Below are 26,173 nucleotides of genomic sequence, written 5' to 3'. Positions count from 1 at the left end.
CTCAGACGCTCGCCCGGACCGCGGCGACCTGCTCGAGGACCCAGGCACCGACGTCGCCGGCGCCCGGGTCCTCGACCAGCGACTGCGCGATCACCGGCAGCTCCCCGCGGATGCGTGCGGCGTCGCCGGTCATGACCCCGAGGTCGGCGCCGACCAGCGGCGCCAGGTCGGTCTTGTTGATCACGAGCAGGTCCGCGGTGGTGACGCCGGGGCCGCCCTTGCGGGGCACCTTGTCCCCGCCCGCGACGTCGACGACGAAGATCTGCCGGTCGACCAGGCCGCGGGAGAACACCGCGGTGAGGTTGTCCCCGCCGGACTCCACGAGCACCAGGTCCAGGTCGCCGAAGCGCTCCTCCAGCAGCTCGACGGCGTCGAGGTTGGCGGTGATGTCGTCGCGGATCGCGGTGTGCGGGCAGCAGCCGGTCTGCACGGCCTCGACCCGCTCCGGCGGCAGCACGGCGTTGCGGCGCAGGAAGTCCGCGTCCTCGGTGGTGTAGATGTCGTTGGTGACCACGGCCAGGCGGACCCGCTCGCCGAGGCTGCGGGCCAGCGCCGCGACCAGCGCGGTCTTGCCCGACCCGACCGGGCCGCCGATGCCGATCCGCACCGCGCGGCCGCCGGCCGGGGCCGGGTCGTGGTGGTCGTGGTCGGTGACCGTCGGGTCGAAGCTGATCACATGACCGTGGCCGTGCCCGGTCTGCCCGGTCGGCGGGCTCTGTTCAGGAGGCAAAGAGACGCACCCTCTCGCGGTGGTGGTGGACGTGGGACTCGGCCATGAGGTCGAGGACCGGCGCGCCGGGCGCCGGGAGGTCGGCGGGGTCGCCCGCCGCGAGGGCCGCGGCCTCGTCGACGACGACGGCCAGGTCGTCGTCCAGGGCGACGAGCGCGGCGTTGACGGCGAACGGGTCCAGCCCGAGCAGCCGGACCGCCGCCGACGCGGGCCCGGAGACGGCGAGGTAGCCGACGCAGCGGGCCGCGGCGGACGGGGACTCGCCGGCGACGCCGACGACGACGCCGACGAGCAGCGGGTGGTGCGGCCGCCGGTCGACCGCGACGAGCGTGTCGAGCTCCGGCGACGGCCACGCCGCCCGCGCCGCCCGCAGGGCTGCCTTCCCCTGCACCCGCGACGCCTCGCGCTGCGCGAGCGACGGCGTGCGCGCGTCGAGTGCCGCGTCCAGCGCCCCGAGCCGGTCCCGGCCCGCGGGGTGCGCGGCGGCCGCGGCGACGCAGGCCGCGACCCGGCCCGCGGTGCGCAGCCGCCCGCGCAGGAACGCGTGCAGCGACGCGACGTCGGTGACCAGCCCCCGCTCGGCGGCCTCCTCCAGCCCGCCGGAGTGCACGTGCCCGCCCCCGGGGAACCGGGCGTCGGCGAGCACCAGCGACGCGAGACCCGCCATCAGAACAGGAAGTACCGCTGCGCCATCGGCAGCTCGCTCACCGGCGCGGGCTCGACGACGGCGCCGTCGATCGTCACCTCGAACGAGTCCGGGTCGACGCGCACGTCCGGGGTGGCGTCGTTGCGCAGCATCCCGGCCTTGCGCACCGAGCGGGTGTCGGCCACCGGCACCGCGGGCGTCGCCAGCCCGAGCCGCTCGGGAACGGCCGCCTCCAGCGCGGACGGCGCCATGAAGGTGAGCGAGCCTAGCGCGGCGGGGGTGTGGGCGTAGCCGAACATCGGGCGTCCGTAGACCGGGCCGGGTGTGGGGATGGAGGCGTTCGCGTCGCCCATCTGCGCCCACACCGCGAAGCCGCCCTTGAGGACGACCTCCGGCCGCACCCCGAAGAACTTCGGCTCCCACAGCACCAGGTCGGCGAGCTTGCCGACCTCGACCGACCCGATGTGCTCGGCGGCGCCGTGGGCGAGTGCGGGGTTGATCGTGTACTTCGCGACGTAGCGCTGCGCACGCAGGTTGTCCGCCCGCTCGGAGTCACCGGGCAGCGGGCCGCGGGCGGCCTTCATGACGTGTGCGGTCTGCCAGGTCCGGATGACGACCTCGCCGATCCGGCCCATCGCCTGCGAGTCGCTCGACATCATCGAGATCGCGCCCAGGTCGTGCAGCACGTCCTCGGCGGCGATCGTCGTCGGGCGGATGCGGGACTCGGCGAAGGCCAGGTCCTCGGGCACCGACGGGTTCAGGTGGTGGCACACCATCAGCATGTCGAGGTGCTCGTCGAGGGTGTTGACGGTGTGCGGGCGGGTCGGGTTGGTCGACGACGGCAGCACGTGCGAGGTGCCGACGACCTCGATGATGTCCGGGGCGTGCCCGCCGCCGGCGCCCTCGGTGTGGAAGGCGTTGATCGAGCGGCCGTCGATCGCGGCCAGGGTGGACTGCAGGAACCCCGCCTCGTTGAGGGTGTCGGTGTGGATCGCGGCCTGCACGCCGGTCTCCTCGCACACCCGCAGACAGGCGTCGATCGCCGACGGGGTGGTGCCCCAGTCCTCGTGCAGCTTGAACCCGCCCGCCCCGGCGCGCAGCTGCTCGTGCAGCGCCTCGGCCGAGACCGTGTTGCCCTTGCCCATCAGCAGCAGGTTCACCGGCTGGTGGTCCATCGCCTGCAGCATCCGGCCGATGTTCCAGGGGCCGGGCGTGACGGTGGTGGCCTTCGACCCGTCGACCGGGCCGGTGCCGCCGCCGAACAGCGTCGTGACCCCGGACGCGAGCGCGGTCTCGACCAGCTGCGGGCAGATGAAGTGCACGTGCGCGTCGATCGCACCGGCGGTGAGGATGCGCCCGTTGCCCGCCAGCACCTCGGTGCCGGGCCCGATCACCAGCGCCGGGTCGACCCCGTCCATCGTGTCGGGGTTGCCGGCCTTGCCGATGCCGACGATCCGGCCGTCCTTCACCCCGACGTCGGCCTTCACCACGCCCCAGTGGTCGAGCACGACGGCGCCGGTGATCACCAGGTCCGGGCAGTCCGCGGCCAGGACGGCCGCCTGCCCCATCGACTCCCGGATCACCTTGCCGCCGCCGAACATGACCTCGTCACCGGACGCCGGGCCGCGCGAGCGGTCCTCGGTGACCTCGATCAGCAGGTTCGTGTCGGCGAGCCGGACCCGGTCCCCGACGGTCGGGCCGTACAGGTCGGCGTAGCGCGCGCGGTCGATGTTCACTGCTCGTAGCTCCGCTCGTCGAGGGCACCGGCCCGCTCGGGACGCAGGCCGGGGACCCGGCGCGCCCCGGCGATCGGCACCAGCGTCACCTCGCGCTCCACCCCGGGCTCGAACCGCACCGACGTCCCGGCGGGGACGTCGAGCCGGTGTCCCCACGCGGCGTCGCGGTCGAAGGACAGGCCGGGGTTCGCGGCGGCGAAGTGGTAGTGCGACCCGACCTGCACCGGGCGGTCCGCGGCGTCGACCACGGTCAGCGTCAGCCGGGGGCGGCCGGGGTGCAGCTCGACCGGCTCGGTGCCGACGAGGATCTCGCCGGGGATCACGCGATCGGCCCGTGGACGGTGACGAGCTTCGTGCCGTCCGGGAAGGTGGCCTCCACCTGCACCGAGTCGAGCATCTCCGGGACGCCGTCGAGGACGTCGTCGCGGGTCAGGACCTCACGGCCGCTGCTCATCAGCTCGCTGACGGTGCGGCCGTCGCGGGCGCCCTCCAGGACGTGCTCGGTGATCAGCGCGACCGACTCCGGGTAGTTCATCCGCAGACCCCGCTCGCGACGCCTGCGGGCGACGTCGGCGGCGACGTGGACGAGGAGCTTGTCGCGCTCGCTCGGACTGAGGTGCATGCCCCGCATTGTGTCCGGTCCCGGGTTGCGACGGGATTGCCGGGAGGTTCCGAACGGTGTCCCGCCGGGGGCCCGATGTCCGGGTCGACTGTCGGAACCTACGAAAGCCCCGCGACGAGCGGCCCGGGGTTCGTCGGAGACGGCGGTGCCGGGCGGTCCCGGCCCGGGCGCATGGTGATGCAGGTCGCAATCCGGCCCCCTCCGCGCGCCCTGCCCCGTCACACCCTCCGGCTCCCATCGAGGTCACCGATGCGCCTGCGCCGATCCACCGGCCGAACCACCGATCCCGCCCACCCCGTCCACCCGGTCGACCGGGTGCCGCCCGCCGGACGGCTCGCCGTCTACGGCATGCAGCACGTGCTGGCGTTCTACGCCGGTGCCGTCGTCGTGCCGATCCTGCTCGCCAACGCCATCGGTCTCGACGAGCGCCAGCTCATCCACCTGATCAACGCCGACCTGTTCACCTGCGGCATCGCCTCGATCCTGCAGTCGGTCGGGATCGGCCGGATCGGGGTGCGGCTGCCGCTGCTGCAGGGCGTCACGTTCACCGCGGTCTCGCCGATGATCGCGATCGGGCTGGCCGCGGGTGGTGGCACCGCCGGGCTCACCACCATCTACGGCGCGGTGATCGTCGCCGGGCTGGTGACCTTCCTCGCCGCGCCCTACGTCGCGCGGCTGCTGCGGTTCTTCCCGCCGGTCGTCACCGGCACGGTGATCACCGTGATCGGGCTGGCGCTGCTGCCGGTCGCCGCGACCGACGCCGTCGGCGGCGCGAACGCCCCCGACCCCGGCAACCCGCTGTACCTCGGGCTCGCCCTCGGCACGCTCGCGGTGATCGTGCTGATCCAGCGGCTGTTCCGCGGCTTCCTCGCCACCGTCGCCGTGCTCGCCGGGCTCGTGCTCGGGACGCTGGCCGCGGTGCCGTTCGGCCTGGTCGACCTGTCCGCGGTGGGGGAGTCGGACTGGGTCGGGGTCACCACGCCGTTCCACTTCGGCTGGCCGCAGTTCTCGATCGCCGCGATCCTGTCGATGATCGTCGTCATGATGATCACCGCGGTCGAGACGACCGGTGACGTGATCGCCACCGGCGAGATCGTGGACAAGAAGGTCGGACCGGACGACGTCGCCCGCGCCCTGCGCGCCGACGGCGCCGCCACCACCCTGGGCGGTGTCCTGAACTCCTTCCCCTACACCTGCTTCGCCGAGAACGTCGGCCTCGTCCGGCTCACCCGGGTCTCCAGCCGCTGGGTGGTCGCCGCCGCGGGCGGTTTCATGATCCTCATCGGGCTGGTGCCGAAGGCCGGGGCGCTGGTCGCGGCCGTGCCGCACCCGGTGCTGGGCGGGGCGGCGCTGGCGATGTTCGCGACCGTCGCCGTCGTCGGGATCCAGACGTTGTCGCGGGTCGACTTCCGCGACCACCGCAACGTCGTCGTGGTCGGGTCCGGGCTCGGGGTCGCGCTGTTCGTGACGGTGCAGCCGGACGTGGCGCAGGCCCTGCCGCAGTGGGCGGGCATCGTGCTCGGCTCCGGGATCACCGCGGGCAGCGTCGTCGCGATCGGGCTCAACCTGCTGTTCTTCCACACCGGGCGCCGCCGCGGCGCCGCCCCCGCGACGGCCGGCGGGGACACCGTGACCTTCGACCGGCTCGCCGCCGCCGACGCCGGGGAGTTCGCCGCGGTCCTCGGACGGCTGTTCGAGGGCCCGACCGCGGTGCCCGGGAGGGTGCACGCCCGCGGCCCCTTCGCCGACGCCACGGCGCTGCGCGCCGCGGTGCAGGACGAGCTGTTCGCCGCGCCGCCCGAGGAGCAGCGGGCGCTGATGGGCCACTACCCCGATCTGGGCGGCCTGGTGGGCACCGGCTCCGCCGCGCCGGCGTCCGCCCGCGACGGGGGCACCGCGACCACGGGCGCCGGCGCGGCGGCACTGCGCGACCGGGCCGGTCTGGCCCTGCTCGACGGCGACGACCGCGCCGAGCTCGGCCGGCTCGCCGCGGCCTACCGGGAGCGGTTCGGCTTCCCGCTGATCGTGTGCCTGCGCGACGCCGGGGACCGCGGCGCCCTGCTCGCGACCGCGCGGCGCCGGCTCACCCACCCGCCGGCGCAGGAGCACGCGGCCGCGCTCGTCGCCGTCGCGACCGTCGCCGGGCACCGCTTCGACGACCTCGTGTCCGGCTGAGCGTCCGGCCGGGCCGCCCGGCCGGCGCGGGACGTCCGCGCCGGCGCCGGAACGCAGCCGGGAGCCGGGCCGGTGCCGCCGCCCCGCCGGTGCCCGCCGCTGAGCCGCCGTCAGCGCGAGCGCAGCGCCAGGTAGAGGTCGACGCGGTCGGCGAACGACGACGGGTCGCGCCCGGTCAGCTCCGCCACCCGGCCGATCCGGTACCGGACGGTGTTGACGTGCAGGTGCAGCCGGGCCGCGGTCCGGTTCCACGACCCGGACTCGTCGAGGAAGACCTCCAGGGTCTCCAGCAGCCCGGTGCCCGACCGCGCGTCGTGGTCGAGCACCGGGCCGAGGACCTGGGCGGCGAAGCCGCGCCGCACGTCGTCGGGGACCCCGGCCAGCAGCGCGACGTGCGAGGTGATCTCCCCGGCCCGCACCGAGGTCACCGGGCCGGACCGGCCCGCCGCCAGCCCCGCGGCGTGCCCGGCCTCGGCGAGCGCACCGGACAGCGCGTCCGCCGCCGACGGCCGCGACACCCCGGCCGAGAGCCGTCCGCCGGCCAGGCCCGGTCCGAGCCGGTGCACCGCGGCGAGCACCTGCTCCACCGGGTCCGGGGCGTCCCGGGCCCCGGGCACCGCGACGACGGCGACCGCGTCGCCGCCCTGCACGCCGACCGCGGCCGGGCCGGTGCCGACCAGCGCGTCGAGCAGCACGGTGTGCGCGGTGTCGGCCGGGTCCGCGACGCCCGAGGCGCGCAGCACGACCACGGCGAGGGTCCCGTCCGGCTCGACCCCGGCCTGGCGCAGCCGCACCCGGGTCTCGGGGCGGTCCCCGGTGTCGGCGGCGATCCGGGCCAGCGCGTCGTCGGCGATCGGGCGGGCCACCGCAGCACCCTCCCGGCGCCGGGACCGGTCCAGCGCGGCGATCGCGGCCAGCTCGCCGACGGCGTCGACGGCGTCGGTCCCCGCCTGCGCCGTGCCCGGCGGCAGCTGCGCCGCGACCAGCCAGCCGGTGGCCCGGGCCGTCCCCGGTGCCGCGGGCACCACCAGGTGCGCCGCACCCGCCGGGCCGGCCGGGACGGTCACCGGCAACCGGCCCGCGGTCAGGAACCCGGCGACGACGGCGTCGCGCTCGGCCTCGGGCAGGGCCGGACCGGCGAGCAGGCCGCCCGCCGCGGTCAGCACCCGGCAGACCAGGCCGGTGCCCGCCGACACCGCCGCGGCGAGGTCGGCCAGCTCCGCGCCGCCGGCGAACGCGGCGAGCAGCCGCCGGTGCCGGCCCAGGGTGTGGGCGAGCCGGTCCCCGCGGGCCGCGGACAGCGCCCCGATCACCGCCTCGGTCACCGCGCCGAACGACACGTCCACCGGCACCGCGACCAGCACGAGGTCGTGGCGGCGGCAGGCGTCGACGACGTCGGCCGGGATGTCGCCGAACACGGCCTCCCCGGCCACCAGCGCCGCCGCCCCGGACCGCGCGACCGCCGCGACGAACCGCTCCGAGTCCGCGGGCGTCCGCCGCCACACCAGGCCGGACACGACCAGCTCACCGCCGCCCAGGTAGCGCGACGGGTCGGGCAGGTCGGTCGGGTACACCCAGCGCACGGACCGGTCCAGGTCGGCCGCCGAGCCGTGCAGGACCCGCAGCCGCAGCTCCGGGCGAGCGACGAGCTCCGAGAGCAGCATGGGAGAAACCTACAACTCGGTGCGCCGCGGGGGACCCCGATTCGTCACGGCGGTGCCTTCTCCCGGTGACCGGCGCGCGGTGCACTGGGTCCATGCAGCAGCCGAGCGCCGGCCGGACCGCACACCGGATCGCCATCGAGGGTGCCCACGTCGTCACCGTCACCGGGGAGGAGCTCCCCGGCGGGCACGTCGTCGTCGAGGGGGAACGGATCGCGGGCGTCGGGCCCGGTCCCGCCCCGGCGGGGTCCTACGACCGCCGGGTCGACGCCCGCGGCTGCCTGCTCACCCCGGGCCTGGTCAACACCCACCACCACCTCTACCAGTGGGTGACCCGCGGGCTCGCCGTCGACCACACGCTGTTCGAGTGGCTGACCACGCTGTACCCGGTGTGGGCGGGCATCGACGAGCACGCCGTGCACACCGGCGCCACCGGCGCGCTGTCCGCGCTCGCGTTGTCGGGCTGCACCACCACGACCGACCACCACTACGTCTTCCCCCGCGAGGGCGGGGACGTGCTCGGCGCCGAGATCCGCGCCGCACAGCAGGTGGGGCTGCGGTTCCACCCGACCCGCGGCTCGATGGACCTCGGGCGCAGCGCGGGTGGGCTGCCGCCGGACCACGTCGTCTCCGACCGCGACGAGATCCTCGCCGCCTCCGCCGACGCCGTCGCCCGCTGGCACGACCCGTCGCCGGGGTCGATGCTGCGGATCGCGCTGGCCCCCTGCTCGCCGTTCTCGGTGACGCCGGAGCTGATGCGCGAGTCCGCGACGCTGGCCCGCGAGCTCGGGGTGCGGCTGCACACCCACCTCGCCGAGACCGACGACGAGGAGGCGTACTGCCGGGAGCGCTTCGGTGCCACCCCCACCGAGTACGTCGCCGACCTGGGCTGGACCGGGCCCGACGTGTGGTTCGCCCACACCGTGCACCTCGACGACGACGCGGTGAAGACGATCGGTGCGACCGGCACCGGCGTCGCGCACTGCCCCACCTCCAACGGCCGTCTCGGCGCGGGCATCGCGCGGGTCCGCGACCTCGTCGACGCGGGCGCGCGGGTCGGGATCGGCGTCGACGGCGCCGCCTCCAACGAGGGCACACACCTGCTGGAGGACGTCAAGCACGCCGTCCTGTTCGCCCGTGCCGCGGGCGGCCCCCGTGCCCTGTCGGTGCGCGAGGCCCTGGAGCTCGGCACGCTCGGCGGTGCCCGGGTGCTCGGTCGCGAGGACGAGATCGGGTCGATCGAGACCGGCAAGCTCGCCGACCTCGCCCTGTGGCGGCTCGACGGGTTCCGGCACCGCGACGTCGCCGACCCGGTCGCCGCACTCGTCCTGGGCACCCCGCCGCCGCTGGAGCTGCTGCTCGTGCACGGGCGCCCGGTCGTCGAACGGGACACCGTGCTCACTGTCGACACCGACGCCGTCGCCGCCGAGTGCGCCGCCGTGCACCGCGCCCTCGTGGCCAAGGCCGGGTGAGCGGATGGACCTGCACACCGTCACCGGGTTCCGGCGCGCCCGCGAGCGCGCCGACCTGGCGCTGGCTCCGGGGGAGCGGATCCTCGCCGGCGGGACGTGGCTGTTCTCCGAGCCGCAGCCCGGCGTCACCGGCCTGGTCGACCTCACCACGATGGGCTGGGAGCCCCTCTCCGACCTGCCCGACGGCGGCCTGTCGGTCGCCGCGACCTGCCCGATCGCCGACCTCGCCGCGTACGGCGAGCGCACCGGCACCCCGCTGTTCGCCGAGTGCGCGCACGCCCTTCTCGCGTCGTGGAAGATCTGGCACACCGCGACCGTCGGCGGGAACGTGTGCCGCGCCTACGCCGCCGCCGGGATGGTCGCGCTCGCCGCGACGCTCGACGGGCTCGCCGTCGTCTGGACCCCCGACGGCGAGGAGTACCGCGTCCCGGTCGCATCGCTCGTCACCGGCAACGGCACCACCGCGCTGCGCCCCGGCGAGGTCCTGCGCGCGGTCGAGCTGCCCGGCGCCGCACTCCGCGCCCGCACCGCCTTCCGCAAGATCGCACTCGCCGAGTTCGGCCGCTCCGGCGCCGTGCTCACCGGGCGGGTCGACACCGCACCCGACGGCGGCGCCGCCACGTTCGTGATCACCGCCGCGACCGAGGCGCCCACCGTCCTGCGCTACCCGGCCGGCGTGCCCGACGCGGACCGGTTGCGCGCCGACGTCGACGCCGTCGACGGCTGGTACACCGACCCGCTCGGTTCCGCGGACTGGCGCCACGGTGTCAGCGCGGTGCTGCTGGAGCAGATCCGGGAGGAGCTGTCGTGAAACTGCACGTCAACGACACCGAGCTGGAGGCGGAGCCCGCCCCGGGGCAGTGCACCCGCACGTTCCTGCGCGAGCACGGGCACCTCGAGGTGAAGAAGGGGTGCGACGCCGGGGACTGCGGCGCCTGCACCGTCCTGCTCGACGACCGGCCCGTGCACTCGTGCCTGATCCCCGCCCAGCGCCTCGACGGCGCGCGGGTCACCACCGTCGCCGGGCTGGCCGGGCCGGACGGGGAGCTGCACCCGGTCCAGGCCGCGTTCGTCGAGAAGTTCGGGTTCCAGTGCGGGTTCTGCACGGCCGGCCAGATCGTCACCGCCACCGCGCTCACCCCCGACGACCTCGACGACCTGCCGCGGCGGATGAAGGGCAACCTGTGCCGCTGCACCGGCTACCGCAGCATCCGGGAGGCGATCGAGACCGGCGTCCGTGGCGGCTGCACCCCGCGCGCCCCGGGCGGGACCACCGGCACCGTCGGCTGCTCGGCGCGGCCCCCGGCCGCGGAGCGCATCGTCACCGGCAGCGAGCCGTTCACCTTCGACACCGACCTCACCGGGGCTCTGCACCTGCGGATCCTCGGCTCCCCGCACGCCCACGCCCGCATCCGGTCGATCGACACCACCGCGGCCGCAGCCGCACCGGGCGTCGCGCTGGTGCTGACCCACCACGACGTGCCGGACCTGCGCTACTCCACCGCCCGGCACGAGCACCGCACCGACGACCCCGACGACACCCGGATGCTCGACGACGTCGTCCGCCACGTCGGGCAGCGGGTCGCCGCCGTCGTCGCGCAGACCCCGGCGCAGGCCGAGGCGGCCTGCGCGCTGGTCGCCGTCGACTACGAGGTGCTGCCCGCCGTGCTCGACCCGGAGGCGGCGCGGCGGCCCGGTGCGTCGTCGGTGCACCCGGACCGGACGCCTGCCGACCGCGTCGACGACGCCGGGCGCAACGTCGTGCTCGCCCTGCACGGCGGGCACGGCGGCGACGTCGACGCCGCACTGCGCGCCTCCGCGCACACCGTCACCGGCACCTGGCGCACCAGCCGGGTCTCCCACGCCCAGCTGGAGTGCCACGGCGCGATCGGCTCGCTCGACGACGACGGCAGGCTCGTCGTGCGGTCGGGCACCCAGGTCCCGTTCCTCACCCGCGGCGAGCTCGCCCGCGTCCTCGGACTCGACCCGGACCGGGTCCGGGTGCACACCGCGCGGGTCGGTGGCGGGTTCGGCGGCAAGCAGGAGATGTTCGCCGAGGACCTCGTCGGGCTCGCCGTGCTGCGGACCGGGCGTACCGTCGTCCACGAGTTCACCCGGTCCGAGGAGTTCACCCGCACCGCGCTGCGCCACCCGATGCGGGTCGCGGTCACCCTCGGCGCCGACGACGACGGCCGCCTCACCGCGATGAAGCTCGACGTCCTGTCCGACACCGGCGCCTACGGCAACCACTCCCGCGGGGTGCTGTTCCACTCCGTCGCCGAGTCGGTCAGCGTCTACAACTGCCCGGTCAAGCACCTCGACGCCGAGGTCGTCTACACCCACAACGTGCCCAGCGGCGCGTTCCGCGGCTACGGCCTGGGCCAGGTGATGTTCGCCGTCGAGTCCGCGATGGACGAGCTCGCGATCGCGACCGGCCTCGACCCGTTCGAGCTGCGCCGGCGCAACATGGTGCGCGCCGGGGACCCGCTGCACGTCGCCCACCACGGCGAGCCGGAGCACGACCTGCACTGGACCAGCTACGGCATGGACCAGTGCCTCGACCTCGTCCGGGACGCCCTGGCCGACGGCACCGGCGACCCGGTCCCCGACGGCCCGTCATGGCGGGTCGGCGAGGGGGTCGCCCTGGGCATGATGACGACGATGGCCCCGTTCGGGCACGCCGCCACCACCACGGTGACCTTGCTGCCCGGCGGGCGCTACCGGCTCGGCGCCGGCACCGTCGAGTTCGGCAACGGCACCACGACCACGCACCGCCAGGTCGTCGCGACCGTGCTCGGCACGACCCCGGACCGCGTCGACGCCCACCACGGCGACACCGACGCCTGCGGCTACGACACCGGGGCGTTCGCCTCGGCGGGCACCACCGTCGCGGGCAAGGCACTGCACGCCGCGGCGACCGCGCTGCGGGAGCGGATCCTCACCGTGACCGGCGGCGGGGAGCTGCACGCGGCCGGGGTCACGGCGCCCGGCGGCGAGTGGACGCTCGACGACGTGCTGGCCGCCGCGTCCTCGCCCGGGGGGCTGGCGGCCACGGGGGAGGAGCCCGGCACCGCGCGGGCGATCACCGCGAACTGCCACGGCGTGCGCGTCGCGGTGGACACCGCCACCGGCGAGGTCCGGGTGCTGCGCTCGGTGCAGGCCGTCGACGCCGGCACCGTCCTGAACCCCGAGCAGCTGCGCGGGCAGGTCGAGGGCGGCGCCGCGATGGGGCTGGGCAGCGCGCTCTACGAGGAGGTGTACGTGGGGGAGTCCGGGGAGGTCCTCAACCCGGTGTTCCGCACCTACCGGGTGCCGCAGATGGCGGACGTCCCGGACACCGAGGTGCGGTACGCCCGCACCCACGACGCGCTCGGCACCTACGGCGCGAAGTCGATGAGCGAGGCGCCCTACAACCCGGTCGCGCCCGCGGTCGCGAACGCGATCCGCCGGGCGCTGGGGGTGCGGCCGTACCACCAGCCGTTCAGCCGTGACCGGGTGTGGCGGCTCGCGGCCGGTGGTACGGCGCCCTGAGCCGCATGGTCAGCCGCGGCGGCGCGCGTGCTCCAGCAGCGCCGTCGCGGTGAGCCGCCCCAGCTCGTTCGCGGCGAGGGGGCTGTCGCCGGTGATGACGTTGCGGTCGGTGGTGCAGCGACCGGTCATGTCGTCGTTGACCACACGGACGCCCTCGTCCTGGAGGGCCTTGCCGAGCAGCCAGGGCATCTCGCCGGGCAGGTAGCCGATGTCGATGTTGGCACCGGCGTCGAGGGCGTCGGGGAACACGCACATCTCGTAGCCCTCGAACACCGACCGGCCGCGGCCGATGCGGGTGGAGAGGAACGCGGCGGGCCCGTGGCACAGCGACACCACGAGCCGGTCGGTGCGCATCGCCCACTCCAGGGTGTCGCGGACGTCGGTGGAGAACGGCAGCCCGGACAGCGCGCCGTGCCCGCCGGGGACGAACACCGCGAGGTAGTCCGAGTCCTCGCCCAGCTCGCGCTCGACGACCTCGGCCAGCGACTTCGGGGCCCGCCACTGCGCGAGCAGCGTGTCGCGGGCGCTGCCGACCGCCTCGTCCTCGCCGGGGTAGGCCCACCACTCGAACTTCGCCGGATTGCCGGTGAGCGTCGCGATCTCGACGCCGAACCCGGCCTCCAGGACGTGGTGCAGGGGGAGCAGGGTCTCCACCGGGTGGTTGCCGGTGGAGAAGAAGGTGCCATTGCCCATGCGCAGGTAGCGCTCGTCGGTGGCCAGCACGAGCACCTTCCAGCGTCCGCCGGACCAGGCGTTCCGCTCGGTGGCGAGACCGTCGAAGTCGGTCCTCGGCGCGGTGTAGGCGTCCAGCGAGTACGGCGACGGGAAGTACGCCTCGTGCTCCGCCGGGTCCGCGGTCGGGTCCTTGCTGAGCGTGCTGTCGGACATCGGGGTGCCTCCGGGTCGTTCGTGCGGTGCCCGCACGGCGTACCCCCGCCCGGTGTCGGCGAACCGCGCCGCCGTGCGTTCACCAACTTGTCCATACAGGGTGGTGGACGGGCCGGCGAGGTGGTGCGACCGTCGCGGGCATGGCAGCTCCCGTGACGACCGCCCGCTACGCCCGTTGGGACGGTGTCGGCGCCCCGTTCCGCCTGGTCACGACCGCGCTCGGCGAGCCGGGGCCGGGTGAGGTCCTGGTGGCGGTCGACCTGGCGACGGTGTGCGGTTCGGACCTGCACACGACCCGCGGCCACCGCTCGTCGCCGGTGCCGGGGGTGCTCGGGCACGAGCAGGTCGGGCGGGTCGTCGCGACGGCGCCGGGCCTGCGCCACGTCGACGGCGCGCCGGTCCGGACCGGCGACCGGATCGTCTTCTCGGTCGCCGCGTCCTGCGGGGAGTGCCGCCGCTGCCGTCGCGGGATCCCCCAGAAGTGCACCGACCTGCACAAGTACGGCCACGCCCCGCTGGACGAGGCCCGCCCGCTGACCGGCGGTTTCGCCACCCACTGCCTGCTCACCCCGGGCACGGCGACGGTGGTCGTCCCCGACGCGGTGCCCGACGAGGTCGCCGCACCCGCCTCGTGCGCGACGGCCACGGTCGCCGCGGTCCTCGACGCCGCCGGCTCGCCGGGCCCGGGAGCGCGAGTGCTGGTGACGGGTGCGGGCATGCTCGGTGTGACCGCGGCGGCGATGGCCTCCCGCGCGGGCGCCGAGGTCGTGGTCGCCGACCCGCACGCCGACCGCCGCGACCGGGCCCGCCGCTTCGGCGCCGCGGACACGGTCGGGACCCCGCCGGAGCGGGCGTTCGACGTAGCGCTGGAGCTGTCCGGTGCACCCGCCGCCGTGCGCGCCTGCCTCGACGCGCTCGACGTCGGCGGCACCGCCGTCCTCGCCGGGTCGGTCTCGCCCGGCCCCGCGGTGGGACTCGACCCGGAACGCCTGGTCCGCGGGCTGCACACGGTCGTCGGCGTGCACAACTACGCCCCCCGTCACCTCGCCGCCGCGGTCGCGTTCCTCGTCGCGGAGCACACGCGGTTCCCGTTCGCCGAGCTGACCGGTGGCCCGTGGTCCCTCGACGCGCTCGACGACGCCTTCGCCGCCGCCGGGGCGCCGGGTGCGGAGCCGCGCCAGGCCGTGCGTCCCTGACGTCGCTCCCGGTCGCCGGGCGCGGGCCGGGCCATCGCACGAACCGATGCGGCAGTGCGGTCCTTCTCCCGGATCCGGAGGGGATGTGTGTCGATCCGCTTACCCGGTAAGCGAGTTCAGGACAGGGGCACCTCCGGGCGGCGGCGACGGTGGCGGTGCGACTCCCGGCCCGGGCCCCGCCGTCGCCGGCGGGAGCGCGTCGCCGCCCACCCGCGGGTCAACCCGCTCCCGCCCGCTCACTCCCGCGCGAACCCACCCCGCCCGCTGCGGGTGTTCGTCACCGTCACGGTCGCGACGTCCGGGCGGTAGCGGTCCTCCGACCACTCGAGGGCGTCCCCGGCGGAGTCCCAGGTCAGCCGCCGTTCGCGGAGCAGGGGGTGTCCGACCTCGACGTCGAGCAGGGACGCGTCGAGCTCGTCGGCGGCGACGGCGTCGAAGGTGTGCCGGGCCGCGTGCAGGTCGACGCCCTGGCCGGTGAGCAGGGCGTAGATCGACCCGGCGTTGAGGTCGGCATCGAGCAGGGCGCGCCCGACCTTCTCCACGTAGGTCATCCGCTCCAGCATCGCGGGACGGTCGTCGAGCAGGCGCAGCCGGATCAGCTGGACCGCGTAGTCCTCGGGCTCCAGGCCCAGCGCCGCCGCGACCGCGGGCGACGGGTGCCGCAGCGCGATCTCGTGCAGGCGCTGGCCCGGGACGTGGCCGGTCAGCTCCGCACGCCGGGTGAAGGACAGGAACGACTCGAACGGCTGGGCGGGTACCGCGTCGAGCACCACCGGGCGCCGGCCCTGCCCGCCGCCGATCAGGCCCTCGTCGCGCAGGGCGGCCAGGGCCTGGCGGACGGGGCCGCGCGACGCCGAGAACTCCCGGCACAGCTCGGCCTCGGACGGCAGCGCCTCCCCGACACCGATCGCGCCGCTGCGGATCCGGGTGCGCAGCTCGTCGGCCAGCGTGCGGTGCAACGGGGTCCCCACGGATGGTGACTCTACAAGCGACAGGCGGCTGAGCACGACGTCCAGAGGTCGGGCAGGTGAACGGATGCCGACTTGTATCGACAAGTCATTGCGGTCCGGGACATCCGGCTGGCACCGTCGCCGCCGTGACCCGGACGAGTGACCTCCTGATCGTCGGGGCCGGCGTCGTCGGCCTCGCCCACGCCGTCGAGGCCGTCGAGCGCGGCCTGGACGTGACCGTGCTCGAGCGCGACGAGCACGCCGTCGGGGCCACGGTGCGCAACTTCGGCCACGGCTGCCTCACCGCCCAGACCGGCGACGCGCTGGAGTTCGCCACCCGCGGCCGCGGCACCTGGTTGCGACTGGGTGCCGCGGCCGGGTTCGGCGTCGCCGAGTGCGGCACCGTGGTCGTCGCCCGGTCGGCCGAGGAGCGCGCCGCGCTCGAGGAGCTCGCGGCCACCCGGGGTGACGACGTCGAGCTGCTCGACCCGGCGCAGGTCGTCGACCGGGTCCCGGTCGCCCAGGACGGCCTGCACGGCGGGGCGTTCCTGCCGCGCGACCTGCGGGTCGAGCAGCGCCGGGCGGCCGGGGCGATCGCGGTGTGGCTCGCGGCCCGGCCCGGTGCCGAGATCCACTTCGGCTGCCCGGTACACGGCATCGACGGGGCCGGCGCCGGGTCCGGTGAGACCGGGGCGGGCGGGATCGGGGACGCGAGCGGTGACGGCCCGGTGGTCGTCCGCACCGGGCGTGGGGAGTTCCGGGCCCACCGGGTCCTCCTCTGCGTCGGTCACGACCTGGACCGCCTCGTCCCCGGCCTCGCCGACGACGCGGGCCTGCGGCGCTGCGTCCTGCAGATGCTGCAGGTCCGCCCGCACACCCCGCTCACGATCGGCCCGGCCGTGCTCACCGGCAGCTCGATGCTGCGCTACCCGGCCCTGTCGGGCACCGCGGGCGCCGCAGCGCTGCGCGAGCGCTGGCGCACCGAGCGCCCGGACCTGCTCGACGCGGGCGTCAACCACATGCTCACCCAGCTGCCCGGCGGCGACCTCGTCGTCGGCGACACCCACCACTACGACCGCACGCCCGAGCCCTGGACCGACGAGACCCTCGACGACCTGCTGCTCGCCGAGACCCGGGCGCTGCTCGGGACCGGCGTCGACGTCGTCCGCCGCTGGCGGGGCGTCTACGCCGACGCCCCCGGCGAGTTCCTGATCCGCCCGGTCGCACCGGCGACGACCGCCGTCGCGGTCACCTCCGGCATCGGCATGACCACCGCGTTCGGCCTCGCACCGGCCGTGCTCGACCGCGTCCTCTGAAACGGGAGACCCCCCATGCGCCGCCCCCGCCTGCTCGTCGTCGCCGCACTGGCCGCGAGCCTCGCCCTCACCGCCTGCTCCGGCCCGTCCGGCCCCGCCGCCGCCGAGTCGCCCACCTGCCCCAATGGGCAGATCCGGATGGGCATCGAACCCTTCGAGGACCCGGCGAAGCTCGTGCCCGCCGCGGAGATCCTCGGCGACGCCCTCGAACGCCGGCTGAGCTGCCCGGTCCGGGTTCAGGTCACCGACGACTACGCGGCCGAGGTCCTCGCCATGCGCAACGACCGCCTGGAGATCGGGATCTTCGGCCCGCTCGGCTACGTCTTCGCCTCCGAGCGCGCCGGGGCCGAACCGGTCGCCTCGTTCGGCACCGCGACCGGTGAGCTGTCCGCCTACACCGCCGGGATCTGGGTGCCGCGCGGTTCCGACGTCACCACGGTGGCCCAGCTGCGCGGCCGCACCCTCGCCCTGGGGTCGGTCGGCTCCACCTCCGGCGACGCCCTCCCCCGCAAGGCGCTCCTCGACGCCGGGCTCGCCCCCGCCGACGTCCGGGTCGACTACGCCGGCGGCCACCCCGAGGCGCTGCTCGCGCTGACCAACGGCACCGTCGACGCCGCCGAGATCAACTCCCAGCAGCTGGCCTCGGCCACCGCGTCGGGGACGTTCGACCCGGCCGGGTTCCGCCGGGTCTGGACCTCCGCGCCGATCCCCAACGACCCGGTGACCGTGCGCGGCAACCTCGACCCGGCCTTCAAGGCCGCCGTCACCGACGCCCTGCTGAACCTCGACCCGCAGGCGGTGGGGGAGATCGGCGCGCTGCTCGACGTCACCCCGCCCGGGAAGCTCGTCCCGGTCACCCGCGACACCTACGCACCGCTGTTCGAGCTGGCCCGCACGCTCGGCCTGACCGAGAAGGACGTCCAGTGAGCGCGCTGCTGGCGGTCCGCGGCGCCCGGGTGCGCTACGGCGACCGCGAGGTCCTCCCCGGCGTCGACGTCGACGTCCACGCCGGGGAGCTGCTCGCCGTCCTTGGCGCCAACGGATCGGGCAAGTCGACGCTGCTGCGCGCCGCCGCCGGGCTGACCCCGCACCTCGGCCGGGTGCTCGTCGACGGCAGGCCGCGCGGACGACTCGACGTCGCCCTGGTCTTCCAGCGGATCCACCTCGTCACCCGGCGCACCGTGCTCGACAACGTCTGCGCCGGCGCTCTGGGACGGCTCCCGCTGCGGTCCTCGCTGGTCCCGGCCCTGTTCCCGCGGGAGCTGCGGGAGGAGGCGATGGGCTGCCTGGACCGCGTCGGCCTCGCCGACCGCGCCCACGACCGCGCCGGGTCGCTGTCCGGCGGGCAGCAGCAGCGGGTCGCCGTCGCCCGCGCGCTGTGCCAGCGCGCCCGGGTCCTGCTCGCCGACGAGCCGGTGTCCGCGCTCGACCCGGCCGCCGCCGAGCAGGTGCTCGGCCTGCTCGCCGCGCTCGCCCACACCGAGCACCTCGCCGTGCTCGCCGTCCTGCACCAGCCCGACCTCGCCGCCCGGCACGCCGACCGCGTCGTCGGGCTGCGGTCCGGGCACGTCGTCCTCGACGGACCACCCGGCGGCGACGTCCGCGCGCTCTACCCCGACACCGCCGACCAACGTGAGCCGGCGGCCGCCCTGGAGGCCGCACCGTGACCACCACCGAACCGGACGTCCGCCGCGTGCCCGTCCCGCCGCGGCGCCGCGACCCGCGCACCCTCGCCCTGGCCGCGACGGTCGTCGTCGTGCTGCTCGTCGTGCACGTCATCGCCTGGCGCACCACCGAGATGTCGTTCGCGACGCTGCTCGGCGGCGCCGACGGCATGGCCGAGTTCCTCACCGAGGCGATCCCGCCCGACCTGTCCTGGGCGGTCCTGGGGCCGAGCCTGCAGGGGGCCCTGGTCACCCTGTGGATCGGGCTGCTGGGCACCACCCTGTCGATCCCGTTCGCTCTGGCGCTCGCCCTGGCCGCCGCGCGCGGCACCGCCCCCGGGCCGGTCACCTACCAGGCCGCCCGTGGCCTGCTGTCGTTCCTGCGTGCCGTGCCCGACGTCGTGTTCGCACTGGTCTTCGTCACCGCGGTCGGGCTCGGCCCGTTCCCCGGGGTGCTCGCGCTGGTCCTGCACAACATCGGCGTGATGGGAAAGCTCTGGGCCGAGACCGTCGAGGACGCCGACCCCGGCCCGCCCACCGCGCTGCGCTCCGCGGGCGCCGGACGGCTGCAGGTCGCCGTGCACGCGCTGCTGCCGTCGGTCACCCCGCAGCTGGTGGGGCTGCTGCTCTACCGCTTCGACGTCAACGTCCGCTCGTCGCTGGTGCTCGGCCTGGTCGGCGCCGGCGGCATCGGGTTCCTCATCAACCAGTCCATCCAGCTGTTCCGGTTCGACGAGATGCTCACCCACATCCTCGTCGTACTGGTGCTGATCGTCGCGGTCGACCAGCTGTCCGCGCTGGTCCGCCGCCGTCTCGGGAGTGACACGTGATCCGCCTCGCCGCACTGGACATCGCCGGGACCACCGTCGACGAGGGGGGAGCGGTCTACCGGGTCCTCGCCGACGTCGTCGCCCGCGCCGGGCATCCGGCCGACGACGTCGCGATCCGCCGCTGGATGGGGGCCGACAAGCGCGAGGCCCTCGGCGCGCTCACCGGCGTCCGCGACGCCCGCGCCGTCGAGGGCCTGCACGACGCCTTCGTCGCCCGCCTCGCCGACGCCTACGCCGCGTCCCCGCCGCGTCCCCTGCCCGGGGTCCCCGAGGCGCTGGCCGCGCTGCGCGCGGCCGGGATCGCGGTGGTGCTGACCACCGGGTTCGACCGGCAGGTCACCGACCCGCTGCTGGCCGCGCTCCCCGGGCGCTTCACCGGGCAGCTCGACGCCGTGGTCTGTGCCGAGGAGGTCGCGGCCGGACGGCCCGACCCGGCGATGATCCGGCGCGCGATGGCGCTGACCGGGGTCGCCGACCCGGCGGCGGTCCTGACAGCGGGGGACACCGTGCTCGACGTCGAGGCCGGCCGCAACGCCCGGGCCGGGCGGGTCGTCGCGGTGCTCACCGGGGCGCAGGGCCGCGCCGAGCTCCGCGCGGCGGGGCCGACCGACGTCGTCGACGGGGTCGCGGTGCTCCCCGGTCTGCTCGGGGACACCCGGCGGGCGGGCTGAGCGGGACGGGTCAGAAGTCGTGGCCCGCCTCCGGCGGCGCCCCGGTGAGCCGCCGCAGGTGCACCCGGCGCGCGAGCCGGATCACCGGGCGGATCATCAGCTCGATCGAGCCGATGAGGAACAGCCAGGTCCCCGCGTAGGTGGTGGCCTCGTGGAAGAACAGCACGCTGCCGATCACGAACCACAGCGCGACCAGGATGTCGTTGACGATGCTGAGCACCTCGTACCGCTGCCGGACGACGAGCTCCTCGCGCCCGATGGTGAACGTCAGCGGCCGGTCGTGCGCGGTCTGTCCCATGAGCCGCCGGGTACCCCGCCGACCGGCCGGTCGCACGCGGGGGAAGGGTGAGCACGTGCACACGACCCCGCAGCGCCGGCTCGGTACCGGCGACGCCGTCGTCCTCGGTGTCGGCTCCATGCTCGGTGCGGGGGTGTTCGCGGTGTTCGGGCCCGCCGCGGCGATCGCCGGGACCGCGCTGCTCCCGGCGCTGCTGGTGGCCGGGGCGATCGCGACGGCGAACGCGATGTCCTCGGCCTGGCTCGCCGCCCGGTACCCGGAGTCCGGGGGCGCCTACGTGTACGGGCGTCGCAGGCTGGGGGAGACGTGGGGGTTCCTCGCCGGGTGGGCGTTCGTCACCGGCAAGACCGCCTCGTGCGCCGCGATGGCCCTGACGCTGGGCTCCTACGCGTGGCCGGAGCACGCCCGCGCGGTCGCGGCGGCGGCCGTCGTCGCGATGGTGGCGGTCAACCTGCGCGGCATCACCCGCACCGCGCTCGTCACCCGGCTGCTGGTCGTGTGCACCGTCGCCGTGCTGGCCGCGGTGGTCGTCGCCGCGTTCTCCCGGCCGGCCGTCGTCTCCCCGTTCGACGGCTGGGCCGGCGCCGGTCCGCTCGCGGTGCTGCAGGCGGCCGGGCTGCTGTTCTTCGCCTTCGCCGGGTACGCCCGCATCGCCACCCTCGGTGAGGAGGTGCGCGACCCCGCCCGCACCATCCCGCGGGCGATCCCGCTCGCGCTCGGCCTGGTGCTGGTGGTCTACGCCGTCGTCGCGGTCGCGGCGCTGCGGGCCGCCGGTCCGGACGCACTGGCGGCCTCCGCTGCGCCGCTGGCCACCGCGGCCGGGGACCCGACGGCGCCGCTCGTCCGGGTCGGGGGTGCCCTCGCCTCGGCCGGGGTGCTGCTGGCACTGGTCGCCGGGGTGGGCCGCACCGTGCTGGCGATGGCGCGCGACCGGGAGCTGCCGGGCGCGCTGGCCGCGGTGCACCCGCGGTTCGCGGTGCCGCACCGCGCCGAGCTGGCCACCGGCGCCGTCGTGCTGCTGCTGGTCCTGACCGCCGCCCCGGTCACCGCGATCGGTCTGTCCGGGTTCGCGGTGCTGCTGTACTACGCGGTCGCGAACGCCGCGGCGCTGACCCTGCACCGCGACCGGCCGTGGCGACGGGCGCTGTCGGGGTCCGGGCTGCTCGGCTGCGTGCTGCTGGCGGTGCTGCTGCCCCCGGTGTCGGTGCTCACCGGGGCGGTGGTCCTGGCGGCCGGGACGGCGGTGCGGGCCGTGGTCCGGACCGGGCGCGACCGGGGGTCGCGGCCGCCGACGGGGTGCGGCCGGTCGGACCCCACCGGGCCCTGAGCCCGGCGACCCGGCCTCGCCCGGGAGCGGCGGACCACGCCGGCGCTCAGCAGGGGCGGTGCCCGTCGGTCCCGTCGCGCAGGACGCCGAGGATCCGGGTCAGCTCGCGACGGTCGGCATCGGACAGCCGGGCGAACAGGGCCTCGGCGCCGTCGGCCCGAGCGGCCCGCACGGCCTGCGTCGTCGCCGCGCCCTTGTCCGTGACCCGCACCAGCACCGCCCGCCGGTCCGCAGGGTCGGTGGCCCGCTCGACCATCCCGAGCCCGGCCAGTGCGTCGACGACCTCGGTCGCCGAGCGCGGGGTGATGCGCAGGTGCCCGGCCAGTGCGCCCGGGCGCATCTCGCCGTGACGGACGAGCGTGCCGAGCGCCCGGGCCTGCGACGGCGTCAGGCCCCAGCCCGCCAGCCGCTCGGCCGAGGCGTGGCGCAGCGAGCGCGCCACCGACCAGAACGTGTCGACGAGGTCGCTGCGCGAGGTCCTGGTCTGGTCCCGGTCCGGCACGGGAACAGACTAGCAAGCGATGCTGTTGCTGCCTCATAGTGAGGTAACCACAGCATCGTGAGGAGCACTCCTTGGACCCCCGACCCCCGAACCGGCCCGGCCGGCCCGACACCCGTACCTCCTCCCCGGAGGAGAAGGAACAGGCCCGCGCGGTCTCGCTGCGGCGCATCGGCGCCCTGTTCGCCCCGCACCGGGGCCCGCTCTCGGTCGTCGTCGCGACGATCGTCGCCTCGTCGATCGTCGGGATGGCCTCGCCGTTCCTGCTGCGCGAGGTCATCGACGTGGCGCTGCCGCAGCGCGACGTCGCCCTGCTCGCCTGGCTCGCCGGCGGGATGGTCGCGGTCGCCGCGGTCACCGCCGCACTCGGCGTCGCCCAGACCTGGATCTCCACCCGCATCGGCCAGGAGGTCATGCACGGGCTGCGCACCGGCGTCTTCGCCCACCTGCAGCGCCAGAGCTTGGCCTTCTTCACCCGCACCCGCACCGGTGAGGTGCAGTCGCGCATCACCAACGACATCGGCGGCATGCAGTCGGTGGTCACGAACACCGCGACCTCGGTCGCGTCCAACCTGACCACCACCGTCGCGACCCTGGTCGCCATGCTCGCACTGTCCTGGCAGCTCACCCTGGTCTCGCTCGTCGTGCTGCCCCCGGCGATCCTGCTGACCCGCCGGGTCGCCCGCACCCGCCGCGCGATCACCGCCGCCCAGCAGCGGGAGCTGGCCGACCTCAACGTCACCGTCGAGGAGAGCCTGTCCGTCGACGGCGTCGCCCTGTCCAAGACCCTCGGCAGCGGACCGGAGCTGACCCGGCGGTTCACCGACTCCTCGTCGCGCCTGATCGGGCTGGAGCTGCGCTCCCAGCTCGCCGGACGCTGGACGATGGCCGTCACCCAGGTCGTGTTCGCCGCCGTCCCGGCGGTCATCTACCTCGCCGCCGGCCTGCCCTTCGCGGCCGGGACGATGAGCATCGGCACCCTGGTCGCGTTCACCGCGCTGCAGGGCGGGCTGTTCCGGCCGGTCATGGGGCTGCTGAGCGTCGGGGTCCAGATCGTGGCGTCGCTGGCGCTGTTCGCCCGGATCTTCGAGTACCTGGACCTGACCGTCGACGTCGTGGAGCCCGAGCACCCGGTCGCGGTGGACCACGACCGCGTCCGCGGGCACGTGCGCCTCGAGGGCGTCACCTTCGCCTACCCGGGCAGCGACGCCGCCGCCGTCGCCGGGATCGACCTCGACGTCCCGGCCGGGACCACCCTGGCGCTGGTCGGCGAGACCGGCTCCGGCAAGACCACCCTGGCGGGGCTGGTCGCGCGGCTGCACGACCCGACCGCGGGCCGGGTCACCATCGACGGCGTGGACCTGCGGGACATGGCCGCCGCCGACCTCACCCGGATCGTCGGCGTCGTCGGGCAGGACACCTACCTGCTGCACGCCACCGTGCGGGAGAACCTGCGCCACGCCCGTCCGGACGCCACCGACGCCGAGATCGAGGCCGCCGCGCGCGCCGCACAGGTCCACGACCTGATCACCGGCCTGCCGGACGGCTACGACACCGTCGTCGGGTCGCGCGGGCACCGCTTCTCCGGCGGGGAGAAGCAGCGCATCGCCATCGCCCGGACGCTGCTGCGCGACCCGAAGGTGCTGGTCCTCGACGAGGCCACCAGCGCGCTGGACACCCGCACCGAGCGGGCCGTGCAGGCCGCGTTCGACGCGCTGGCCCACGGCCGCACGACGATCACCATCGCGCACCGGCTGTCGACGGTGCGCGACGCCGACCGGATCGCCGTCGTCGACCACGGCCGGATCGTCGAGTCCGGCAGCCACGACGAGCTGCTCGCCGACGCGGGCCGCTACGCCGCGCTGGCTGTCGCGTGAGACCGGTGCCGGCGTCCTGAGCCGGACGACCCGCCCGCGCGCCCGGTCAGGACGTGGTCCGGGTGTGGCCTCCCGGACCCTTCGGCCCTACCGGCGTCCCGGACGCCGTCCTACCGTGGACGTCCCGAGCCACAGGGACGGCGGAGGCCCGCTATGACCGGAACGATCGCGGACCGACTGGCCGCCGGAGCGGCCCCGCGGTTCTTCGGGCGGCGGCGCGAGATCGCCGCCCTGGACGCGTTCCTGGCACCGTCGGAACCCGCGTCGCTGGTCGCGTTCGTCCACGGTCCGGGTGGGATCGGCAAGTCGACGCTGCTCGGACGCTTCGTGGACCGTGCCGCGGTCGCCGGGGTGGCGGCCGTCGTCCTGGACGGGCGGGACGTGGAGCCGACCCCGCGGGGATTCCGGCGGGCGATGGCGACCGCGCTCGGGATCCGGCAGGTCGACCCGGGCACGGCGGACATCGTCGGGGTGCTCCGGGAGCACGTCCGGACGGTGCTGGTCGTCGACACCTACGAGGTGCTCGGTCTGCTCGACGGCTGGCTGCGCACCCGGTTCCTACCGGCACTGCCGACCTCGGTCGTGACCGTGATCGCCGGACGAGATCGACCTGCGGCCGCGTGGCACACCGCGGCCGGCTGGACGGGTCTGGTCGCCGAGATCCGGCTCGACGCCCTGGACGAGGCGGACGCGTCGGCGATGCTGCGCCACCGTGGACTCGACGGCCCCGCGGCGCGGCGGCTCAACGCCTTCGCCCGGGGCCACCCGCTCGCCCTGGAGCTGGGGGCGGCGGTCGCTCGTGCGGGTGCGGACGGCACGGCCGTGCTGCCGGAGCTGCTGGACGCCTTCCTCGGAGGGCTGCCCGCGGCCACCGTCACCGCGGTGGAGGCGGCCTCGACCGTCCGCCGTGTCACCGAGCCGGTCCTGCGGGCGATGGTCGGCGACGAGCACGCGGGAGCCGCGTTCGGTGCGTTGCGCGCCCTGCCGATCACCGAGGTCGCACAGGACGGCCTGCTCCTGCACGATGTCGTGCGGGACACCGTGGGGCGGGAGCTCGCCCTGCGCGACCCCGACGCCCGCCGCGAGTACCGGCAGCGTGCGGTCCGCCACTACGCCGCCCGACCGGCACCCCCGGGCGGGCGGCTGTGGCAGTACACCGCGGACCTGATGTTCCTGATCGAGAACCCGGTGGTCCGCGACGCCTGCTTCCCGAGCGCACGACCCGAGCACTCGGTGGAGCCGGCGCGCGCCCACGACGGGCCCGCGGTGCTGGCGATCGCGGCCCGGCACGAGACACCGGATGGCGTGCGGGCGCTGACCCGCTGGTGGGACCGGCACCCCGAGACGTTCGCCGTGGCCCGGGGCGCGGACGGCGCGGTGGCCGCCTTCGTGCAGATCGTCGAGCTGGCAGCGGCCGCCCCGGACGTGCTGGCCGCCGACCCGGTGACCCGCCCCTGGCGCGAGCACCTCCTGGCGAGTCCGCCGGGACCGGACGACCGGGTACTGCTGATGCGGAGGTGGCTCGGCCGCGACTCCGGCGAGCTGCGGTCGGCGGCGGTCTCGGCCTGCTGGCTGGACGTCAAGCGCGTCTACGTGGAGCTGCGTCCGCGCCTGCGGCGGTTGTACTCCACGGTCGTCGACCTCGCCGAGCTCGGGCCGGTGTTCCTGCCCCTCGGTTTCGCCCCGGTCGGTGACCCGGTGGTCGTCGAGGGGGTGGCCCACCAGGCGGTCGTCCTGGACTTCGGTCCGCGCAGCGTCGACGGCTGGCTGGCCGGACTCGTCGAGGCCGAGACCGAGGCCGGGACGCAGGCCCCGGCCGCGGGACTGTCACCCCGCGAGACGCAGGTGCTGCGGCTCGTCGCGGGCGGGTGCTCCAACCGCGCGATCGGGTCGACCCTGCACATCAGCGAGCGCACGGCGAGCCGTCACGTGTCGAACCTGCTCCTGAAGCTGGGCGTCCGTACGCGGACCGAGGCGGCGCGGATCGCGGCCGAGCGCGGCATCACCGGCGGTTGAGCCGAACGGGCTGGGCCGGTCACGCCACCGGGATCGGCGCGACCGGCCGACGAGCCAGGGGCGTCCGG

General features: G+C 75.7%; 23 protein-coding genes. 13 read left to right on the top strand and 10 right to left on the bottom strand.

Features of this window, described 5'->3' with window-relative positions; all coding sequences use genetic code 11:
- Nucleotide 1 precedes the first annotated feature (1 nt).
- Genes ureG through ND486_RS03540 form a run of 5 tightly spaced genes read right to left on the bottom strand, consistent with a single transcriptional unit; the run spans nt 2 to nt 3,734 of the window.
- Nucleotides 2-730, bottom strand: coding sequence for an urease accessory protein UreG (gene ureG / locus ND486_RS03560; protein ID WP_251782802.1), 729 nt, complete (start codon nt 728-730; stop codon nt 2-4).
- A complete protein-coding gene (locus ND486_RS03555; protein ID WP_251782801.1) occupies nt 720-1,397 on the bottom strand; it encodes an urease accessory protein UreF in 678 nt (225 codons plus the stop codon). The genes ureG and ND486_RS03555 overlap by 11 nt, the downstream gene beginning before the upstream one ends.
- Nucleotides 1,397-3,112 carry an urease subunit alpha gene (locus tag ND486_RS03550; RefSeq protein WP_251782800.1) on the bottom strand — a complete coding sequence of 572 codons (1,716 nt, stop codon included), beginning with the start codon at nt 3,110-3,112 and terminating at the stop codon, nt 1,397-1,399. The genes ND486_RS03555 and ND486_RS03550 overlap by 1 nt, the downstream gene beginning before the upstream one ends.
- The gene (locus tag ND486_RS03545) at nt 3,109-3,435 is read right to left on the bottom strand and encodes an urease subunit beta (RefSeq protein ID WP_251782799.1); all 327 of its coding nucleotides are present in this window, start codon (nt 3,433-3,435) and stop codon (nt 3,109-3,111) included. The genes ND486_RS03550 and ND486_RS03545 overlap by 4 nt, the downstream gene beginning before the upstream one ends.
- A complete protein-coding gene (locus ND486_RS03540) occupies nt 3,432-3,734 on the bottom strand; it encodes an urease subunit gamma (protein ID WP_020622559.1) in 303 nt (100 codons plus the stop codon). Before ND486_RS03540 ends, ND486_RS03545 begins: the two co-directional genes overlap by 4 nt.
- Nucleotides 3,735-3,983: 249 nt before the next feature.
- Between ND486_RS03540 and ND486_RS03535 the strand changes: the two genes are divergently transcribed.
- Nucleotides 3,984-5,909, top strand: a complete 1,926-nt coding sequence (locus ND486_RS03535) for a solute carrier family 23 protein (protein WP_251782798.1) — start codon at nt 3,984-3,986, stop codon at nt 5,907-5,909.
- 110 nt (nt 5,910-6,019) lie between these two features.
- On the opposite strand, the gene ND486_RS03530 is transcribed toward ND486_RS03535, so the two are convergent.
- Entirely contained in the window at nt 6,020-7,573 is a 1,554-nt protein-coding gene (locus ND486_RS03530) for a PucR family transcriptional regulator (protein WP_251782797.1), read from the bottom strand.
- A gap of 92 nt (nt 7,574-7,665) precedes the next feature.
- Between ND486_RS03530 and ND486_RS03525 the strand changes: the two genes are divergently transcribed.
- From ND486_RS03525 to ND486_RS03515, 3 genes are read left to right on the top strand one after another with little or no spacing between them, the layout of a single operon-like run.
- Entirely contained in the window at nt 7,666-9,042 is a 1,377-nt protein-coding gene (locus tag ND486_RS03525) for an 8-oxoguanine deaminase (RefSeq protein ID WP_251782796.1), read from the top strand.
- 4 nt (nt 9,043-9,046) lie between these two features.
- Nucleotides 9,047-9,853, top strand: a complete 807-nt coding sequence (locus ND486_RS03520) for an FAD binding domain-containing protein (RefSeq protein ID WP_251782795.1) — start codon at nt 9,047-9,049, stop codon at nt 9,851-9,853.
- Nucleotides 9,850-12,573: a molybdopterin-dependent oxidoreductase gene (locus tag ND486_RS03515; RefSeq protein ID WP_251782794.1), complete on the top strand. Its 2,724-nt coding sequence runs from the start codon at nt 9,850-9,852 to the stop codon at nt 12,571-12,573. The genes ND486_RS03520 and ND486_RS03515 overlap by 4 nt, the downstream gene beginning before the upstream one ends.
- A 9-nt stretch (nt 12,574-12,582) precedes the next feature.
- On the opposite strand, the gene hchA is transcribed toward ND486_RS03515, so the two are convergent.
- The gene (gene hchA / locus ND486_RS03510) at nt 12,583-13,461 is read right to left on the bottom strand and encodes a glyoxalase III HchA (protein ID WP_251782793.1); all 879 of its coding nucleotides are present in this window, start codon (nt 13,459-13,461) and stop codon (nt 12,583-12,585) included.
- 140 nt (nt 13,462-13,601) lie between these two features.
- Here hchA and ND486_RS03505 point away from each other — a divergent pair, with 140 nt between their 5' ends.
- A complete protein-coding gene (locus ND486_RS03505) occupies nt 13,602-14,657 on the top strand; it encodes an alcohol dehydrogenase catalytic domain-containing protein (protein ID WP_251782792.1) in 1,056 nt (351 codons plus the stop codon).
- A gap of 236 nt (nt 14,658-14,893) precedes the next feature.
- On the opposite strand, the gene ND486_RS03500 is transcribed toward ND486_RS03505, so the two are convergent.
- Entirely contained in the window at nt 14,894-15,628 is a 735-nt protein-coding gene (locus ND486_RS03500) for a GntR family transcriptional regulator (RefSeq protein WP_202968498.1), read from the bottom strand.
- A 125-nt stretch (nt 15,629-15,753) separates the two neighbouring features.
- Here ND486_RS03500 and ND486_RS03495 point away from each other — a divergent pair, with 125 nt between their 5' ends.
- The 5 genes from ND486_RS03495 to ND486_RS03475 are packed head-to-tail and all read left to right on the top strand — an operon-like array spanning nt 15,754 to nt 20,088.
- Nucleotides 15,754-16,923: a TIGR03364 family FAD-dependent oxidoreductase gene (locus ND486_RS03495; RefSeq protein ID WP_251782791.1), complete on the top strand. Its 1,170-nt coding sequence runs from the start codon at nt 15,754-15,756 to the stop codon at nt 16,921-16,923.
- Between the two features lie 15 nt (nt 16,924-16,938).
- A complete protein-coding gene (locus ND486_RS03490; RefSeq protein WP_251782790.1) occupies nt 16,939-17,850 on the top strand; it encodes a phosphate/phosphite/phosphonate ABC transporter substrate-binding protein in 912 nt (303 codons plus the stop codon).
- Nucleotides 17,847-18,590: a phosphonate ABC transporter ATP-binding protein gene (locus ND486_RS03485; protein ID WP_251782789.1), complete on the top strand. Its 744-nt coding sequence runs from the start codon at nt 17,847-17,849 to the stop codon at nt 18,588-18,590. The genes ND486_RS03490 and ND486_RS03485 overlap by 4 nt, the downstream gene beginning before the upstream one ends.
- On the top strand, nt 18,587-19,417 hold the full coding sequence (phnE, locus tag ND486_RS03480; protein ID WP_251782788.1) for a phosphonate ABC transporter, permease protein PhnE: 831 nt from the start codon (nt 18,587-18,589) through the stop codon (nt 19,415-19,417). Before ND486_RS03485 ends, phnE begins: the two co-directional genes overlap by 4 nt.
- Nucleotides 19,414-20,088, top strand: coding sequence for a phosphonatase-like hydrolase (locus ND486_RS03475; protein WP_073575018.1), 675 nt, complete (start codon nt 19,414-19,416; stop codon nt 20,086-20,088). Before phnE ends, ND486_RS03475 begins: the two co-directional genes overlap by 4 nt.
- A 10-nt stretch (nt 20,089-20,098) precedes the next feature.
- On the opposite strand, the gene ND486_RS03470 is transcribed toward ND486_RS03475, so the two are convergent.
- Nucleotides 20,099-20,386, bottom strand: a complete 288-nt coding sequence (locus ND486_RS03470; RefSeq protein ID WP_251782787.1) for a YrhK family protein — start codon at nt 20,384-20,386, stop codon at nt 20,099-20,101.
- Nucleotides 20,387-20,441: 55 nt separating this feature from the next.
- Between ND486_RS03470 and ND486_RS03465 the strand changes: the two genes are divergently transcribed.
- On the top strand, nt 20,442-21,713 hold the full coding sequence (locus tag ND486_RS03465; RefSeq protein ID WP_308215799.1) for an APC family permease: 1,272 nt from the start codon (nt 20,442-20,444) through the stop codon (nt 21,711-21,713).
- A gap of 46 nt (nt 21,714-21,759) precedes the next feature.
- Here the strand turns inward: ND486_RS03465 and ND486_RS29540 are convergent, their stop codons facing one another.
- A complete protein-coding gene (locus ND486_RS29540; protein ID WP_062394714.1) occupies nt 21,760-22,215 on the bottom strand; it encodes a MarR family winged helix-turn-helix transcriptional regulator in 456 nt (151 codons plus the stop codon).
- Nucleotides 22,216-22,286: 71 nt separating this feature from the next.
- Here ND486_RS29540 and ND486_RS03455 point away from each other — a divergent pair, with 71 nt between their 5' ends.
- Together ND486_RS03455 and ND486_RS03450 are read left to right on the top strand one after the other, a co-directional pair.
- On the top strand, nt 22,287-24,089 hold the full coding sequence (locus tag ND486_RS03455; RefSeq protein WP_285898085.1) for an ABC transporter ATP-binding protein: 1,803 nt from the start codon (nt 22,287-22,289) through the stop codon (nt 24,087-24,089).
- A 153-nt stretch (nt 24,090-24,242) separates the two neighbouring features.
- On the top strand, nt 24,243-26,105 hold the full coding sequence (locus ND486_RS03450) for a LuxR family transcriptional regulator (protein ID WP_251782786.1): 1,863 nt from the start codon (nt 24,243-24,245) through the stop codon (nt 26,103-26,105).
- Nucleotides 26,106-26,173 lie beyond the last annotated feature (68 nt).

It is taken from the genome of Pseudonocardia sp. DR1-2 (genome assembly GCF_023717215.1).
Classification (GTDB): Bacteria; Actinomycetota; Actinomycetes; order Mycobacteriales; family Pseudonocardiaceae; genus Pseudonocardia; species Pseudonocardia alni.
Note: the sequence above shows the minus strand (reverse complement) of the source record. Positions and strands in the feature narration are given on the sequence as shown.

Bases quoted from the DNA above. Each gene is read 5' to 3' on its own strand.
- ND486_RS03555 (WP_251782801.1), bottom strand. From the start codon at position 1,397: ATGGCGGGTCTCGCGTCGCTGGTGCTCGCCGACGCCCGGTTCCCCGGG.
- ND486_RS03540 (WP_020622559.1), bottom strand. From the start codon at position 3,734: ATGCACCTCAGTCCGAGCGAGCGCGACAAGCTCCTCGTCCACGTCGCC.
- ND486_RS03535 (WP_251782798.1), top strand. From the start codon at position 3,984: ATGCGCCTGCGCCGATCCACCGGCCGAACCACCGATCCCGCCCACCCC.
- ND486_RS03530 (WP_251782797.1), bottom strand. From the start codon at position 7,573: ATGCTGCTCTCGGAGCTCGTCGCTCGCCCGGAGCTGCGGCTGCGGGTC.
- ND486_RS03525 (WP_251782796.1), top strand. From the start codon at position 7,666: ATGCAGCAGCCGAGCGCCGGCCGGACCGCACACCGGATCGCCATCGAG.
- ND486_RS03520 (WP_251782795.1), top strand. From the start codon at position 9,047: ATGGACCTGCACACCGTCACCGGGTTCCGGCGCGCCCGCGAGCGCGCC.
- hchA (WP_251782793.1), bottom strand. From the start codon at position 13,461: ATGTCCGACAGCACGCTCAGCAAGGACCCGACCGCGGACCCGGCGGAG.
- ND486_RS03505 (WP_251782792.1), top strand. From the start codon at position 13,602: ATGGCAGCTCCCGTGACGACCGCCCGCTACGCCCGTTGGGACGGTGTC.
- ND486_RS03490 (WP_251782790.1), top strand. From the start codon at position 16,939: ATGCGCCGCCCCCGCCTGCTCGTCGTCGCCGCACTGGCCGCGAGCCTC.
- ND486_RS03470 (WP_251782787.1), bottom strand. From the start codon at position 20,386: ATGGGACAGACCGCGCACGACCGGCCGCTGACGTTCACCATCGGGCGC.
- ND486_RS03450 (WP_251782786.1), top strand. From the start codon at position 24,243: ATGACCGGAACGATCGCGGACCGACTGGCCGCCGGAGCGGCCCCGCGG.